The sequence below is a fragment of the Streptomyces sp. NPDC001406 genome (genome assembly GCF_042895285.1).
In the GTDB taxonomy this organism is placed as follows: Bacteria; Actinomycetota; Actinomycetes; order Streptomycetales; family Streptomycetaceae; genus Streptomyces.
The window spans coordinates 65317-78739 of sequence record NZ_JBIAWG010000014.1; the positions used below are offsets into that span (position 1 = coordinate 65317).

General features: G+C 70.9%; 14 protein-coding genes. 7 read left to right on the forward strand and 7 right to left on the reverse strand.

Going from position 1 to position 13423, the window contains the following annotated elements; genetic code table 11:
- Positions 1–16 precede the first annotated feature (16 nt).
- A complete protein-coding gene (locus tag ACFY1J_RS31370; protein ID WP_390732419.1) occupies positions 17–856 on the reverse strand; it encodes an alpha/beta fold hydrolase in 840 nt (279 codons plus the stop codon).
- A 95-nt stretch (positions 857–951) separates the two neighbouring features.
- Here ACFY1J_RS31370 and ACFY1J_RS31375 point away from each other — a divergent pair, with 95 nt between their 5' ends.
- A complete protein-coding gene (locus tag ACFY1J_RS31375; protein WP_390732420.1) occupies positions 952–1443 on the forward strand; it encodes an NUDIX hydrolase in 492 nt (163 codons plus the stop codon).
- 7 nt (positions 1444–1450) lie between these two features.
- Here the strand turns inward: ACFY1J_RS31375 and ACFY1J_RS31380 are convergent, their stop codons facing one another.
- The gene (locus ACFY1J_RS31380) at positions 1451–2332 is read right to left on the reverse strand and encodes a DUF4232 domain-containing protein (protein ID WP_390732421.1); all 882 of its coding nucleotides are present in this window, start codon (positions 2330–2332) and stop codon (positions 1451–1453) included.
- A 446-nt stretch (positions 2333–2778) separates the two neighbouring features.
- On the opposite strand from ACFY1J_RS31380, the gene ACFY1J_RS31385 reads away from it, so the two are divergent.
- The 4 genes from ACFY1J_RS31385 (at position 2779) to adh (ending at position 7403) form a co-directional block, all read left to right on the forward strand.
- Positions 2779–3792: an acetamidase/formamidase family protein gene (locus ACFY1J_RS31385; RefSeq protein WP_390710461.1), complete on the forward strand. Its 1014-nt coding sequence runs from the start codon at positions 2779–2781 to the stop codon at positions 3790–3792.
- Between the two features lie 49 nt (positions 3793–3841).
- A complete protein-coding gene (locus ACFY1J_RS31390; RefSeq protein WP_390710460.1) occupies positions 3842–4441 on the forward strand; it encodes an N-acetylmuramoyl-L-alanine amidase in 600 nt (199 codons plus the stop codon).
- A gap of 75 nt (positions 4442–4516) precedes the next feature.
- Positions 4517–5785 (forward strand): GAF domain-containing protein, encoded by a 1269-nt coding sequence (locus ACFY1J_RS31395; protein WP_390732422.1) that lies wholly within the window; start codon positions 4517–4519, stop codon positions 5783–5785.
- A gap of 94 nt (positions 5786–5879) precedes the next feature.
- Positions 5880–7403, forward strand: a complete 1524-nt coding sequence (adh, locus tag ACFY1J_RS31400; RefSeq protein ID WP_390710458.1) for an aldehyde dehydrogenase — start codon at positions 5880–5882, stop codon at positions 7401–7403.
- A 78-nt stretch (positions 7404–7481) separates the two neighbouring features.
- Here the strand turns inward: adh and ACFY1J_RS31405 are convergent, their stop codons facing one another.
- The 4 genes from ACFY1J_RS31405 to ACFY1J_RS31420 form a co-directional block, all read right to left on the reverse strand.
- Positions 7482–9206 carry an acyl-CoA dehydrogenase family protein gene (locus ACFY1J_RS31405; protein ID WP_390732423.1) on the reverse strand — a complete coding sequence of 575 codons (1725 nt, stop codon included), beginning with the start codon at positions 9204–9206 and terminating at the stop codon, positions 7482–7484.
- 50 nt (positions 9207–9256) lie between these two features.
- A complete protein-coding gene (locus ACFY1J_RS31410; RefSeq protein ID WP_390710456.1) occupies positions 9257–9826 on the reverse strand; it encodes a PadR family transcriptional regulator in 570 nt (189 codons plus the stop codon).
- Positions 9827–9927: 101 nt separating this feature from the next.
- Positions 9928–10266, reverse strand: a complete 339-nt coding sequence (locus ACFY1J_RS31415; RefSeq protein ID WP_390710455.1) for a GNAT family N-acetyltransferase — start codon at positions 10264–10266, stop codon at positions 9928–9930.
- A gap of 111 nt (positions 10267–10377) precedes the next feature.
- Positions 10378–11325, reverse strand: coding sequence for a pirin family protein (locus ACFY1J_RS31420; protein WP_390732424.1), 948 nt, complete (start codon positions 11323–11325; stop codon positions 10378–10380).
- Between the two features lie 78 nt (positions 11326–11403).
- On the opposite strand from ACFY1J_RS31420, the gene ACFY1J_RS31425 reads away from it, so the two are divergent.
- On the forward strand, positions 11404–11880 hold the full coding sequence (locus ACFY1J_RS31425; RefSeq protein ID WP_390710453.1) for a carboxymuconolactone decarboxylase family protein: 477 nt from the start codon (positions 11404–11406) through the stop codon (positions 11878–11880).
- Positions 11881–11916: 36 nt separating this feature from the next.
- Here ACFY1J_RS31425 and ACFY1J_RS31430 read toward each other — a convergent pair whose 3' ends face one another.
- Positions 11917–12825 carry an S-4TM family putative pore-forming effector gene (locus tag ACFY1J_RS31430; RefSeq protein WP_390710452.1) on the reverse strand — a complete coding sequence of 303 codons (909 nt, stop codon included), beginning with the start codon at positions 12823–12825 and terminating at the stop codon, positions 11917–11919.
- 198 nt (positions 12826–13023) lie between these two features.
- On the opposite strand from ACFY1J_RS31430, the gene ACFY1J_RS31435 reads away from it, so the two are divergent.
- Positions 13024–13383 (forward strand): DUF779 domain-containing protein, encoded by a 360-nt coding sequence (locus ACFY1J_RS31435; protein WP_390710451.1) that lies wholly within the window; start codon positions 13024–13026, stop codon positions 13381–13383.
- Positions 13384–13423 lie beyond the last annotated feature (40 nt).

Sequence of the window (13423 nt, forward strand, 5' to 3'; positions counted from 1 at the left end):
CGCGCCTGACGGCACCTCAGTCCAGGAACGCCGCGCTCGTGGTGCGGAAACGCTCGGGGTCGTCCAGCCACGGGAAGTGGCCGGCGCCGGGCTGGATAACGAACCGGGCGTCGGGAAACAGCCCGGCGAACTCGGCCATCGCGGGTGGCGGCGAGTTCAGGTCGAACTCGCCGGCGAGCAGCAGTACCGGCTGCCCGAAGGCGGCGAGTGCGGTGCGAGTGGCGTCGGGGGCGTAGGCGCCCTCTGCTCCGTAGACGGCTGCGGCCTGCTGGTTCCGCTGTGCGTCCTCCGCAGCCCGGTGAGCGCGTGCCGCCGCATCCCAACGGCCGTAGTAGAAGGGCGCGATGGCCTGCCAGGAGTCGGGGGTGGCCCGGCCCGCGACGATCGTTTCCAGCGCCGCGAAGGCCTCCGGGAACCAGGGCTCGTCCCGTCGGAGCATGGCCGTCTCGCGCCGCAGATCCCCGCTGATCGTGAGACCGACGGCCATCGGGCCGGGTGTGATCAGCGCCAGCTTGCCGACGCGGTCCGGATGGTGCTCCACGTATCGCACGGCCAGATTCGCGCCGCCCGAATGCCCGAGCAGATCCACCCGGTCCAGTCCCAGATGCTCGCGCAGCGCCTCCACGTCCGCGACGAGCCGGTCGCAGCGGTACGACGCCGGGTCCTCGGGCACGCCCGAGGACCCCGTTCCCCGCAGATCGAGCATGATCAACCGACGGTGTCCGGAAAGACCCCCGAGGTCGCCGAGGTAGGCGGAGGCCTGCATCGGCCCACCGGGCAGGCAGATCAGGGGTGGGCCGTCGCCGAAGGCGTGGTAGGCCAGCTCGGTTCCGTCGTACGCGGTGAAGTGGGGCATGGGGACGACCCTGGCAGCGGCGTTCGTGCGGGGCAACCGGGTTCCGGGCCGCCGGGATCCGGGCAGGGATCCGTCATCCGACTGGGGAGGCATGCGTGGCGGAGTGGGTACCCCGTGAGATCTGGATCAAGACCCAGCCCCAGGCCCTGCTCGCCTCGTGCGTGCTGATGCTGGACGCCCGTGACCGCATCCTGCTCCTGCGCTACGGGCCCGAGGCGCCGGTCGCCGGGACCTGGTGGCTGCCGGGCGGGATGCTCGACCACGGGGAGGACCCGTGGACGGCCGCACGGCGGGAGATGCGCGAGGAGACCGGTGTCGAACTCGGGCCCGCTCCCCGCCTGATCGGCGTCGACCACCGCAAGGACGTCCTCGGCACCGGGCCGGTCCTCGACTGCTTCTTCCACGGCGGCACCCTCGCCGACGACACGCGCGTCCGGCTCAGCCCCGAGCGCGACCGGCACGGGCTGTTCGCTCCCGGCGAGTTGGCCGCCATCCCGCTCACCGCACGGCTGCCCACGCTCACCGCACTGCACACCGCCGCGCTGTCCGGAACGGTCGCCTGTCTGCGGGAGGGGTCGCCCCTGTGACCGCGGCCTACTCGCCCTTCTTCCACGGGCCGACGGCGAACTTTCCTGTCGTGCCCAGGTCCAGTTCCGGTGTCACCATCACCGGCGCGGCACCCGGCTCGGCCCGCACCCTGACGTAGGGGGCGTTCACGGGCGTGCCGGAGAGGACCGTGTTGCGCCACACCAGACCCGCATGAGCCCGCTCCCCCGGCTTCAGCGCCAGCGGCCGGGGCGGGCCGTCGGCTCCGGTGCTCCCGGCGATGGACGAGCCGTCGTGCAGCACGCGCACCCCGTTCACCGGCCGGTGATCCTCGCCCAGGGGACTCACCCGGGGGTAACCGTCGACGCGGAACGTGCCGGTCCCGCAGTTCTCCAGATGGAGCGTCACCACGCGAAGTCCCATCGCGGCATCACCGTCGTCGGCGTACAGCCGCACCCCGGACGACGGGCAGCGCCCGCCTTCGGCCGGTGCCTCGTCGACGGGGACGCTCCTGACCTTCGTGACCTCGACGCGCGACCACTCCGGCGCGTCCGGCACGTCCGTGATCAGTGAGACGCTGCCCGTCACGGTCCGGCCGGGTCCGACGGACGGCACGGTCGCGGACCTGGACTCGGGCGCCGCTCCGGAATCGGAGACGAGCTTGAAGGTGACGGCGTAGGTGAAGGGTTCCGTCCCGCGGTTGGTCACCTGGTAGGTGGCGCACCGGTGGGGTCCGCCACCGACGCCGGTGACGACTACACCGTCCGTTTCCTCGGCGGAGGGCGCGCGGGACGCGGCGGGCTTCGAGGAGAACCCGGTGCCGCACGCCGAGCCGTCGGACCGGTGGGCCGCGCCGGTCTCCTGGCCGCAGGCCGTCAGGAGCAGGAGTCCGGCGAGGGCGGCGGACAGGCCGCGGGAGATGGCACGCATCCGCCGAGTCGATCAGAACGCGATCACGGCAGGCTGTGGCGGAGGCCACTCCTCCGGTCACAGGACCGTCACAGGGCCACCCGATCGAGTGGCCGAATTGTCCACAGTCCCGGCGTCGTCCACCGAACCACGTGACGGCCTTCTGCCCAACCCGCGATCCCCGTACCGTGATTCACGCGAGGCACCGCCGCAACGTGCATCACGGCGGTCGGCATTGCCTGATGGACGGGGTGTCCGATCCGGGCGCGGCGCAGGTCGTGCTGACACGGCGTCATCCGGGCCGGACCGGCCGCGACCACCGGCGACCGCCCACGACCACCGGCGACCACCGGCGACCACCGGCGACCGCCCGAGCCCACCTCGTCGAACCCGCCTGACCCATCTCACCCGTCTCACCCACCTCACCCGCGCCCAACCCGCCAACGGCAGAACGGAGCTGTGCAGCGATGACCGACCCTCGCATCCTGACGGTGCGCCCCGAACCCGGCGAGTACGCCTGGACGTTCGGCGGGGCACCGCCCGTGGCGCGGATCGTGCCCGGCACCGTCCTGGATCTGTACACGGAGGACTGCTTCGCGGGCCGGGTGCGGTCCGAGAAGGATCTGGTCTCCGAGGTCTGCGAGTTCCCGTTCCTGAATCCGCAGACGGGCCCCTTCCACATCGAGGGCGCGGAGCCGGGCGACACGGTCGCCGTGCACTTCGTGTCGATCGAACCGGCCCGGGACTGGGCCGCGTCGACCACCGTCGCCCTGTTCGGGGCGCTCACCTCGACGCACACCACGGCCACGCTGCAGCCGCCGCTGCCGGAGACGGTATGGATCTGGTCACTGGACCGGACCCGGCGTACGGCTCTGTTCCGGGCGCACGAGGGCGACATCGAGATCGAGCTGCCCCTGGACCCGATGCACGGCACCGTGGGCGTGGCCCCCGCCAATCTGGAGGTGCGCTCGGCCATGGTGCCCGACGCGCACGGCGGGAACATGGACACGCCCGAGATGCGGGCCGGCGTCACCTGCTATCTCGGGGTGAACGTCGAGGGCGCGCTGCTCAGCCTCGGTGACGGGCATGCCCGGCAGGGTGAGGGCGAGACCCGCGGGGTGGCGGTCGAGTGCGCGATGAACACGGTGGTGATCGTCGAGCTCCTCAAGGGGGCCGCCACCCCATGGCCGCGTCTGGAGTCGGACACGCACATCATCTCGACCGGCTCGGCGCGTCCGTTGGAGGACGCCTTCCGGATATCCCAGCTGGACCTGGTGCAGTGGCTGGTGCGCGACTACGGGTTCGGGCAACTGGACGCGTATCAATTCGCAACCCAGGCGGTGGAATCACCGTTGGCGAACGTGTGCGACACCAATTACACGTGCGTGGCCAAGCTCCGCAAGGACCGGCTGCCGAAGCGCGAGACTTACCGCGGGCTGCACGCCCGGCTGTGCGAGACCGCCGAAGGTCTCCGCCGGTGACTGCGTGCCGCGTGCCCCCGAACCCCCCACGATGGAAAGGCAACCGACCATGGACCGGGCAAGACCGATCCCCAGCAGGCGACGGTTCCTCAAGGGCGCCGCTCTCGCCGCCGTGCCGTACGCGCTGCTCCCCGACGCGCGGGCCGGTGCGCAGTCCCGCGCCGTCGACTACCCGCTCGCCGAGTGGCGGGCGGCCAGCACCTCCAACTACACGGCGTCCGACCGGCCCGGCAGCTATCGCGTCGACCGCGTGATCATCCACGTCACACAGGAGTCGTACACCGACACATTGTCGATCTTCCAGAACCCGAAGAAGGAGGTGTCCGCGCACTATGTGGTGCGGTCGGTCGACGGGCACGTCGCGCAGTGCGTGCGCGAGGCCGATGTCGCCTGGCACGCGGGGAACTGGGACTACAACACCCGCAGCGTCGGCATCGAGCACGAGGGCTGGGTGGATCAGCCCGCCTACTTCACCGACGCCCTGTACGCGGAGTCGGCGAAGCTGACCGCGGCGATCTGCGCCACGTACGACATCCCCAAGGACCGGGACCACATCATCGGGCACTACCAGGTGCCGGGCTCCGACCACACGGATCCGGGGCCGGACTGGGACTGGGACCGGTACATCGGACTGGTCAATTTCACGTAGGCCGGAGTCGAACCTGTTGCCCGCGTGAACACCCCGAGTGACGATGTCCCCAGCATCGCAGTTCGGGAGGCCGAGTTGTCCGATCCGTGGGTGGCCCTGGAGCCGGGGGCCGACCCTGCCGAGCGCGTACGGGCGCTGCGCCGGGCGCACGAGACGTTCACCACGGCCGGCACCGTGCCGCTACCGGTGCGGGCGGTGGTGGCGGACTCGTGGCGGCGTTCCGCGCGGGCTGGTGTGGGGCCGGACGGCAGCGCGAGCGTGGAGCTCATGGACGGGGAACTCGGAACGTATCGGGCGGAGCATCCGCTGGCCCGGGTGATGCCGCTGTTCCGCGAGTTGATGGGCACGTTCGCGTCCGACGGCGAGCATCTGCTCGCCGTGTGCGACGCGCACGGCAGGCTGTTGTGGGTCGAGGGTCATCCGAGCACTCGGCGTCGGGCCGACCGGATGAACTTCGTCCCGGGTGCGCGCTGGGCGGAGACCGCGGTCGGGACGAACGCACCGGGCACGGCGGTCGCCGTCGGCCGGCCGGTGCAGGTCTTCGCGGCGGAGCACTTCATCCGCCGGGTGCAGCCGTGGACCTGTGCGGCCGCACCGGTGCACGATCCGCGCACCGGGCGGGTGCTCGGCGCCGTGGACCTCACGGGCGGCGACGATCTGGCCCATCCGCACAGCCTGGGGTTCGTCCAGGCCGTGGCGCGCGCCGCCGAGTCGCAGCTCGCGCTGCTCGACCCGCCGCGGCCCACGGACCGGACGTCCGGGCTGACGGGGCTGGGCCGGGACGAGGCCGAGCTTGTGCTGGACGGCCGCCGGATCAGGCTCAGCCGTCGGCACAGCGAGCTGATGGTGCTGCTGGCCCGGCATCCGGAGGGACTGACCGGGGACGAGTTGCTGTGCGCGCTGTACGAGGACGAGTCGGTGACGCCGGTGACGCTGCGCGCCGAACTGGCCCGGCTGCGCAGGCTGCTCGGCCCGGGCATGCTCGCGTCGAGGCCGTACCGGTTGACGGCTCCGGTCGAGTCGGACGTCGCCGTGGTGGAGCGGCGTCTGGAGTCAGGGGCGGTCACCGCGGCCGTGGCGGCGTACTCCGGTCCGCTGCTGCCCGGCTCGCAGGCACCGGCGGTGGTGCGGCTCAGGCGGCGTCTCGCCGACGGGCTGCGCACGGCGCTGATCGCGCGGCGCGATCCGGACCTTCTGGCGGACTGGGCGCACGCGCCCTGGGGCGAGGACGACCTCGAAGTGTGGTGGGCGCTCGCGGCGGTGCGGCCGACGGCGACGGTACGGGCGCATCTGGCGGCGCTGGAGTCGGAGCTGGCGCTGCCGGCCCGTCGGACACCGCGCTGACCCGGCGCGCAACGTGGTTGCAACGTCCGCGTTCCTACCCTCCCGGCGGGAGCTGCCCAACGGCGGGCAGCGCTTCTGAAGGAGGCAGACCAGCATGACCCGTTACGCGGCGCCCGGTACCGAGGGCGCGATCGTCTCCTACCAGGCGCGCTACGACCACTTCATCGGCGGCGAGTATGTGCCGCCGGCTCGCGGGCAGTACTTCGAGAACCCGTCCCCGGTGAACGGGCAGCCGTTCACCGAGATCGCGCGCGGCACCGCGGAGGACGTGGAGCGGGCACTGGACGCGGCGCACGCGGCGGCTCCGGCCTGGGGCCGTACGTCGGTGACGGAGCGCTCCGACATCCTCCTCAAGATCGCCGACCGTATGGAGGCCTACCTTGAACCGCTGGCGGTGGCCGAGAGCTGGGAGAACGGCAAGCCGGTGCGCGAGACGCTGGCGGCCGACATCCCGCTCGCCATCGACCACTTCCGGTACTTCGCGGGCGTGATCCGGGCGCAGGAGGGCTCGCTGAGCCAGGTCGACGACGACACGGTGGCGTACCACTTCCACGAGCCACTCGGTGTGGTGGCACAGATCATCCCGTGGAACTTCCCGATCCTGATGGCGACCTGGAAGCTGGCGCCGGCCCTCGCCGCGGGCAACGCGGTCGTCATCAAGCCGGCCGAGCAGACCCCGGCCTCCATCCACTACTGGATGAGCCTGATCGCGGACCTGCTGCCGCCGGGCGTGGTGAACATCGTCAACGGCTTCGGGGTGGAGGCGGGCAAGCCGCTCGCGTCCAGCCCGCGGGTGGCCAAGGTCGCGTTCACCGGGGAGACGACGACGGGGCGGCTGATCATGCAGTACGCCTCGGAGAACATCAAGCCGGTCACGCTGGAGCTGGGCGGCAAGTCCCCGAACATCTTCTTCGACGACGTCTGGGCGCGTGACGACGACTTCCGGGACAAGGCCCTCGAGGGCTTCACGATGTTCGCGCTCAACCAGGGCGAGGTCTGCACCTGCCCGTCCCGGGCACTGGTCCAGAGCGGCCACTACGCGGAGTTCCTCGAAGCGGCGGTGGCCCGCACCCGGCTGATCAAGCCGGGGCACCCCCTGGACACGGACACCATGATCGGCGCCCAGGCCTCCAACGACCAGCTGGAGAAGATCCTCTCCTACCTGGACATCGGCCGCCAGGAGGGCGCGAAGATCCTGACGGGCGGCGAACGCATCGAGTACGACGGCGAGTTGAAGGGCGGCTACTACGTCCAGCCGACCATCTTCCAGGGCGACAACCGGATGCGGATCTTCCAGGAGGAGATCTTCGGCCCGGTGGTCTCCGTGGCGTCCTTCGACGACTTCGACGACGCCATCAAGATCGCCAACGACACGCTGTACGGTCTCGGCGCCGGTGTGTGGACCCGCGACGCCAACACCGCGTACCGCGCGGGCCGCGCGATCCAGGCGGGCCGCGTCTGGACGAACTGCTACCACGCGTACCCCGCCCACGCGGCGTTCGGCGGCTACAAGCAGTCCGGGATCGGCCGCGAAACGCACAAGATGATGCTGGAGCACTACCAGCAGACGAAGAACCTGCTGGTCAGCTACTCCGCCAAGAAGCTGGGCTTCTTCTAGCAGCGCCGAAGGAGCTGCCCGGCCCGGGATCTCCCCCGGGCCGGGCGGCTCGGCGGTCGTCCGGCCCCGGCCGTGCTGTTACGGCGCCATCTCGTACGCGCCGGACAGTGCCTCGACGCGCTCCCAGACCCGTGCCGAACGTGCCTCGTCGATCACGGGACGCCGGACCGCGCCGAGTGCCCAGCGCTGCTGGGCCTCCGTGGCGGAGTCTTTGCCGTGCAGTTCGACGGCGTGCCCGGAGAAGTCGCGGACCAGCACGGAGAACAGTTCGTCGAGCACCGACTCGTCCAGGTCGGTCAGGCGGGCCTGCTCCAGGATCAGCTGTCCGTGCACCACCAGCGCGAACAGCTGGCCCACCGAGAGCAGGAAGTCGAGGTCGCGGCTCTGGCGCTCATCGGGGGCGACGGTGGCCACGAACTCGCACAGGGCGTCGGCCTGCTCGCGGAAGCGGGCGACGTTCGGCACGTCGGCGTACGCGTCGTAGGCCGTGCGCCAGTCGTGGAAGCGTACGGAACCCAGGCCACGGGCCGGCCCCTGCCGGAACAGGAAGTCGTCGTCGGCGGCGTCGAGCCGGGTCGGCACGGCGGGGTACGCCACCGGCTCCAGCAGATGGTTGCGCATGAACTTGAGGATCAGCGCGAGGTTGACGTGCACCGTGCCCTCGAGCTTGGGCAGCCCCCGGATCTCGACGGCGGCCTGGGCGAAGTAGTTGTCCTTCTCGAAGCCCTTGGCGGCGATGACGTCCCACATCAGGTCGATGACCTTCTCGCCCTCCGTGGTCACCTTCATCTTCGTCATCGGGTTGAAGAGCAGATAGCGGCGGTCGTCGGGGCCGGCCGAGCGGAAGTAGTCGACGGCGCGGTCGCTGAACAGCTTCATCCCGACGAGCCGGACGTACGCGTCGGCCAGCTCCCGGCGCACATGCGGGAAGGCGGTGACGGGGCGGCCGTAGAGGATGCGGTTGTGCGCGTGGGTGACGGCCTCGTACATCGCGTGCTCGCAGATGCCGATCGAGGCGGTGCAGAGGTTGAACTTGCCGACGTTGACGGTGTTGAGGGCCGCGTCGAAGGCGGCGCGGCCGGTGTGCAGCACGTCCTCGGGGGCGACCGGGTAGTTCTCCAGGCGGAACTCGCTGACGTACTTGGAGGAGTCGACGACGTTCTTCACCAGGTGGTACGCCGGGTGGCGGCTGTCGGCGGCGAAGAAGACGTACCCGTCGGGGCCCTCGATGTCGGTGCGGCGGCCGAAGACGGAGACGAGTCCGGCGGCGTTGCCGTTGCCGATGTAGTACTTGGAGCCGGTGGCCCGGAAGCCGCCGTTGCCGTCGGGCTCCAGCAGCATGTCGGTGGAGTAGATGTCGGCGCCGTGGGTCTTCTCGGACAGGCCGAAGGCGAAGACCTCTCCCTGGGACAGGAGTTCCGCCGCCCGGCCGCGCGCCGCGGCGTTGTCGCTCTGCCAGACGGGGCCGAGACCGAGGATCGTCACCTGCCACGCGTACCAGTAGTCGAGGCCGTAGAACCCGAATATCTCGTTGAGGGCGGCGATCCGGGCGGTGTCCCAGCGCTGGTCCTGGGAATCGGCCGACGCGGCGGAGGCCGGGGTGAGGAAGGTGGCGAACAGGCCCTCCTTCGCGGCGAAGGCGAGGAAGTCGCCCAGCCAGGCGCGGGAGCGGTAGTCCTCGATCAGCTTCCGCTTGCCGCGCTCCTCGAACCAGTCGACGGTGGCGCGCAGCAGCCTGCGGGTCTCGGGGTCGAAGTGCGCCGGGTCGTAGGTGTGCGGGTTGAAGAGCAGGGGGTCGGCCATGGGAGGTCCACCTTCTGAGGGGTCGGGGGCAGGGGTCGGTCGAACGTGGTTCAGGCGGAGGGCGGGGGCGTGCCGGCGAGGCGGTGGAGGGTGGTGAGGACGTCGTCGAGCCAGGCGACCGTCATCCGCTCGTAGGCGATGCCGCCGCGCAGCACGACGTGCTGCAGTTCCTGGCCGGCGTCGAGCGGAGCGGGCGCGTCGGGCCCGGTGAAGTCACGCAGCTCGCCGGCGAGGTAGTGCGCGAGCCGGTCGCTGTGCACCTGGTGGTGCCGCTCCACCTCGCGGACGAGCGCGGCGGGGTCGTCGAAGGCCGCGCCGCGGATCTTCACGGCGAGTTCATGACGGATGCTCTCGGGCTCGATCGGCTCGTGCAGCCACTGGGAGAGGGCCGTGCGGCCGGGGCCGGCGACGGAGTACTCCCGCTTGTCCGGCCGGCCCTGCTGCGGCACCTCGCGGACGGCGAGCAGGCCGTCGCTCTCCATGCGCTTGAGCACGCGGTAGATCTGCTGGTGCGTGGCGGTCCAGAAGTAGCCGATGGACCGGTCGAACCGCCGGGCCAGCTCATAGCCGGAGCCCGGCTTCTCCAGCAGGGAGACGAGGATCGCGTGCTCGAGCGCCATGCCCTTGATCCTGCTATGCAACTCGTTGCATAGACAAGAGCCGCCGCACGCGTGAGACACGGCTCACCCGTGCGGCGGGGCATGGCGCTGGGGGCGCGGCATCAGCCCAGTTCCGCCTCCAGCCACTTCAGGACGTCAGGCGTCACGGGGTCGGTGATGTCGGCGAACTCCTCGTGCTTCAGCAGGAACTTGGCCACGTAGGGGCAGACCGGCACGATGCGCTTGCCCAGTGCGCGCACGTCGGTGAGCGCCTGCTGGACCAGCTGCCCGGCCAGGCCCTGCCCGGCGTGGGCGTCGTCGATCTCGGTGTGGAAGAAAACGCGCTGCTCACCGCGGTCGCGGTATGCGGTGAGGCCGGCGCGTTCGCCGTCGACCTTGATCTCGTAGCGGTGCCGGGCGTCCACACGCTCGACGGTCGGTGCCGTGGAAGGCTGGTTCATCGCGATTCCCTTCGGATGCGGTTCATGGGGTGCGGTTCATGGAGGGGTGCGGTTCGTTGAAGTGCGGTTCGGCGGGGTGCGGCCCCTCGCATGTGGTTCGCCGGCTGCCGTTCAGTCGCGCGGTGGATTGCCGCGCGGTGCGAGGTTGGCGTTCGGCAGGGCCGGGGCCGGCAGCCGGTCCCCGGGGTATCCGTCGACGGCCCCGAAACGGTCGGAGGCGTTCTCCCATTCCTCTCGGGCCCGGACGATGTCCTCGTGAGTGCGGCCGATGAAGTTCCACCACACGACGATCTGTTCCTCGAACGGGGTTCCGCCGAGCAGGACCGCGCGAGCGGGCTCGTCCGACTCGTTGACGAGGGTCAGGGTCTCGGTTCCGGGGTGGATGCAGCCCAGTTCGGCAGGGCGCAGCGCGGTGCCGGCCGCGCGGACGTGCCCGTGGTCGACGAGGAGGCCGTGTTCGAAGCCGGGGTCAACCGCGAGCGTGATCGCCGCTTGCGGTTCGAGGGTGATCTCGGCTCCGAGGAGGGGCGTGAAGGTCCGTACCGGCGAGACGGCTCCGGCGAGGGCGCCGAGGAAGACCCTGACCTCGGCGCCGTCGATCCGCACCGGCTCGGGCACGTAGTGCTGGAAGGCCCGCTCGGCGTCCCGGTGTTCGCCGGGCAGGGCCACCCAGAGCTGCACGCCGTGCAGGACGGTGGTCCGCGGGGTGGAGACCTCGGAGTGGCTGATGCCGTACCCGCCCGTCATGAGGTTCAGCTCGCCGGGCCGTACGTACGCATGGCTGCCGAGGCTGTCCCGGTGCTCGATCTCGCCGCTGAACAGCCAGCTCACCGTCTGCAGCCCGGTGTGCGGATGCGGGGCGACCTCCATGCCGCCGGTCCGGGCGACGTCGTCCGGGCCGTAGTGGTCGGCGAAGCACCAGGCGCCGATCAGGGTCCGGGCCCGCTGTGGCAGCGTGCGGCGCACGGTCATCGCCCTGGGGCCGCCCAGGGGCACGTCACGCGGGGTGAGTATGTCGACCTTCCACTCATCGGTCGTCGCCGCGTCGGCCTCGCCCATCGGAACCACCTCTCGAAATCATGATAGTTTCGAATTCAACAATATAGCCTCAGTGGTTATGCCCGAGGGAGCCCCAGATTGAGCAGCAGCCCCGCGCCCGGGTCGGCGGACCGGCGGATCTTCGTCGACAAGCAGAGCCCCAAGCCGTACCACGCCCTGGTGCAGACGTCCGAGGCGGTGCGCACCACCGCGGCCGAGGCGGACCTGGACCGCACCGTCGTGGAGCTGATCAACCTGCGCGTGTCGCAGATCAACGGCTGCGCCTACTGCCTGGACGTCCACACCCGGGCCGCCCTGCGCGCCGGTGAGACGACACGCCGGCTGGGGGTGCTGGCGGCCTGGCGGGACACCGAGGTGTTCACCCCGCTGGAGCGCGCCGCGCTCGCCCTGGCCGAGGCGACCACCGAACCGTGCGACGCCGTCGCCCAGGAGGCCGCGTATGCCGCCGCGCGGGAGGTGCTCACCGACGACCAGATATCCGCGGTGATCTGGGTGGCGGTCACGATCAACGCGTTCAACCGGATCTCGATCATGAGCAAGCACCCGGTGCGGTGACGCGCGCAGCCCCCGGTACTCGTCACCGGGGCCGGCTCAGCCCCACTGGGTCGTCGTTCGCCGGACCACGTTCTGCAACTCGGCCATGGCGGCCTGGAAATCGGCTCGGTCCGCGCTTCGGAAGCGTCGGAAGTACCAGTTCGGGACGCGTGTGTTGTGCTGCCGCGACTGGAAGATCACGTCCTGCACCTGCCGGGCCAGCCCCAGCAGCCGGTCGCTCCCGCCGCGCTCCGCGACCGCGCGGTCCAGCAGGGCCAGCACCCGCTCCCGCTCCGCCGCCACGCTCCACTGCGTACGACAGGTGTCCAGCCCCATCATCACCGCGGCCAGCGAAGGCACGTACCACTGCAGTGCCAGGTCCAGCACGCTCAGGCCCGCGGCCACGCCGGCCACCAGTCCCGCCGCCAGCCAGGTCAGCACGAACGCCAGCAGGACCCGGGCGTACCGGCGCCGGACCCGGGCTCCCCAGCCGAGGTTCTGCTGCTGACAGGCCAGCACGTCATAGGGGCGCGGCAGGTCGGGCACCTCGTAGTAGTCGCGCAGTTCGTGCTCGTCGCCCCGGAAGCGCCGGCTGAGACCGCTGACCTGCTGCGCGCCGGGTGGCGCACCGACCAGGACGTCGTTCCACGGCAGGCCGTAGAGCCGTACGTCGAACAGTTCCTGGAGCAGCGCCGCTCGCCGGGCCGCGCCGTCCTCCCAGGAGGTGAGGCCGACGGAGTACGCGACGGCCCAGACCCCGCCGAGCACGGTCACCGGTACCGCCCACGACGGTTTGACCGTGCTGACGAGACCGGCGGCCGCCAGGAGCACGGAGATACCCATCCGCACATTGGCCAGTCGTACGGCCTGGGCATGGGAGACGGACATGGCACGCAGCCGCCGCATCGCCTCGTCGGTGTTCTGCTCGGTCAGTATCGAGGACTCGTCCCCCGACGCGTTGCTCATGACGCCCCCCGCCGTCCGGCACCGTTCCCTCACTGTGCCGCCCCGGGCAAAGGGTGTCCATAGGGCCCTCGGCCGATGAGAAGCAGTGCTGGACGGGCCCCCGGCGAACCGTGAGACTGGACCGACCCGACCCGACCCGGCCCTACCCGGCCGGACCCGACGCCTCACCACGCCACGTCACGCCCCAGGACGGTGACCATGGATCAGGACATCCCCCGCGTCGAACTCACCCCGCAGGCCGCCGACCTGGTGCGCCGGCTGCGCGCCTCGCACGGGCCGCTGATGTTCCACCAGTCGGGCGGCTGCTGCGACGGCAGCGCGCCCATGTGCTATCCGGACGGCGAGTTCCGCACCGGCGGCTCCGACGTGCTGCTGGCCGAGCTGGAGGTCGAGGGCGTCGGCGAGCCGGTCACCTTCTGGATGTCGCGGAGCCAGTACGAGGCCTGGCGCCACACGCGGCTGATCGTGGACGTGGTGCCCGGCCGAGGGAGCGGTTTCTCGCTGGAAGCACCCGAGGGGGTACGTTTTCTCACCCGTTCTCGTGTCATAGAGGTCTAGCCACCCCGGCGGAAACCGCGTTCTGGTGCACTTCCCCTGA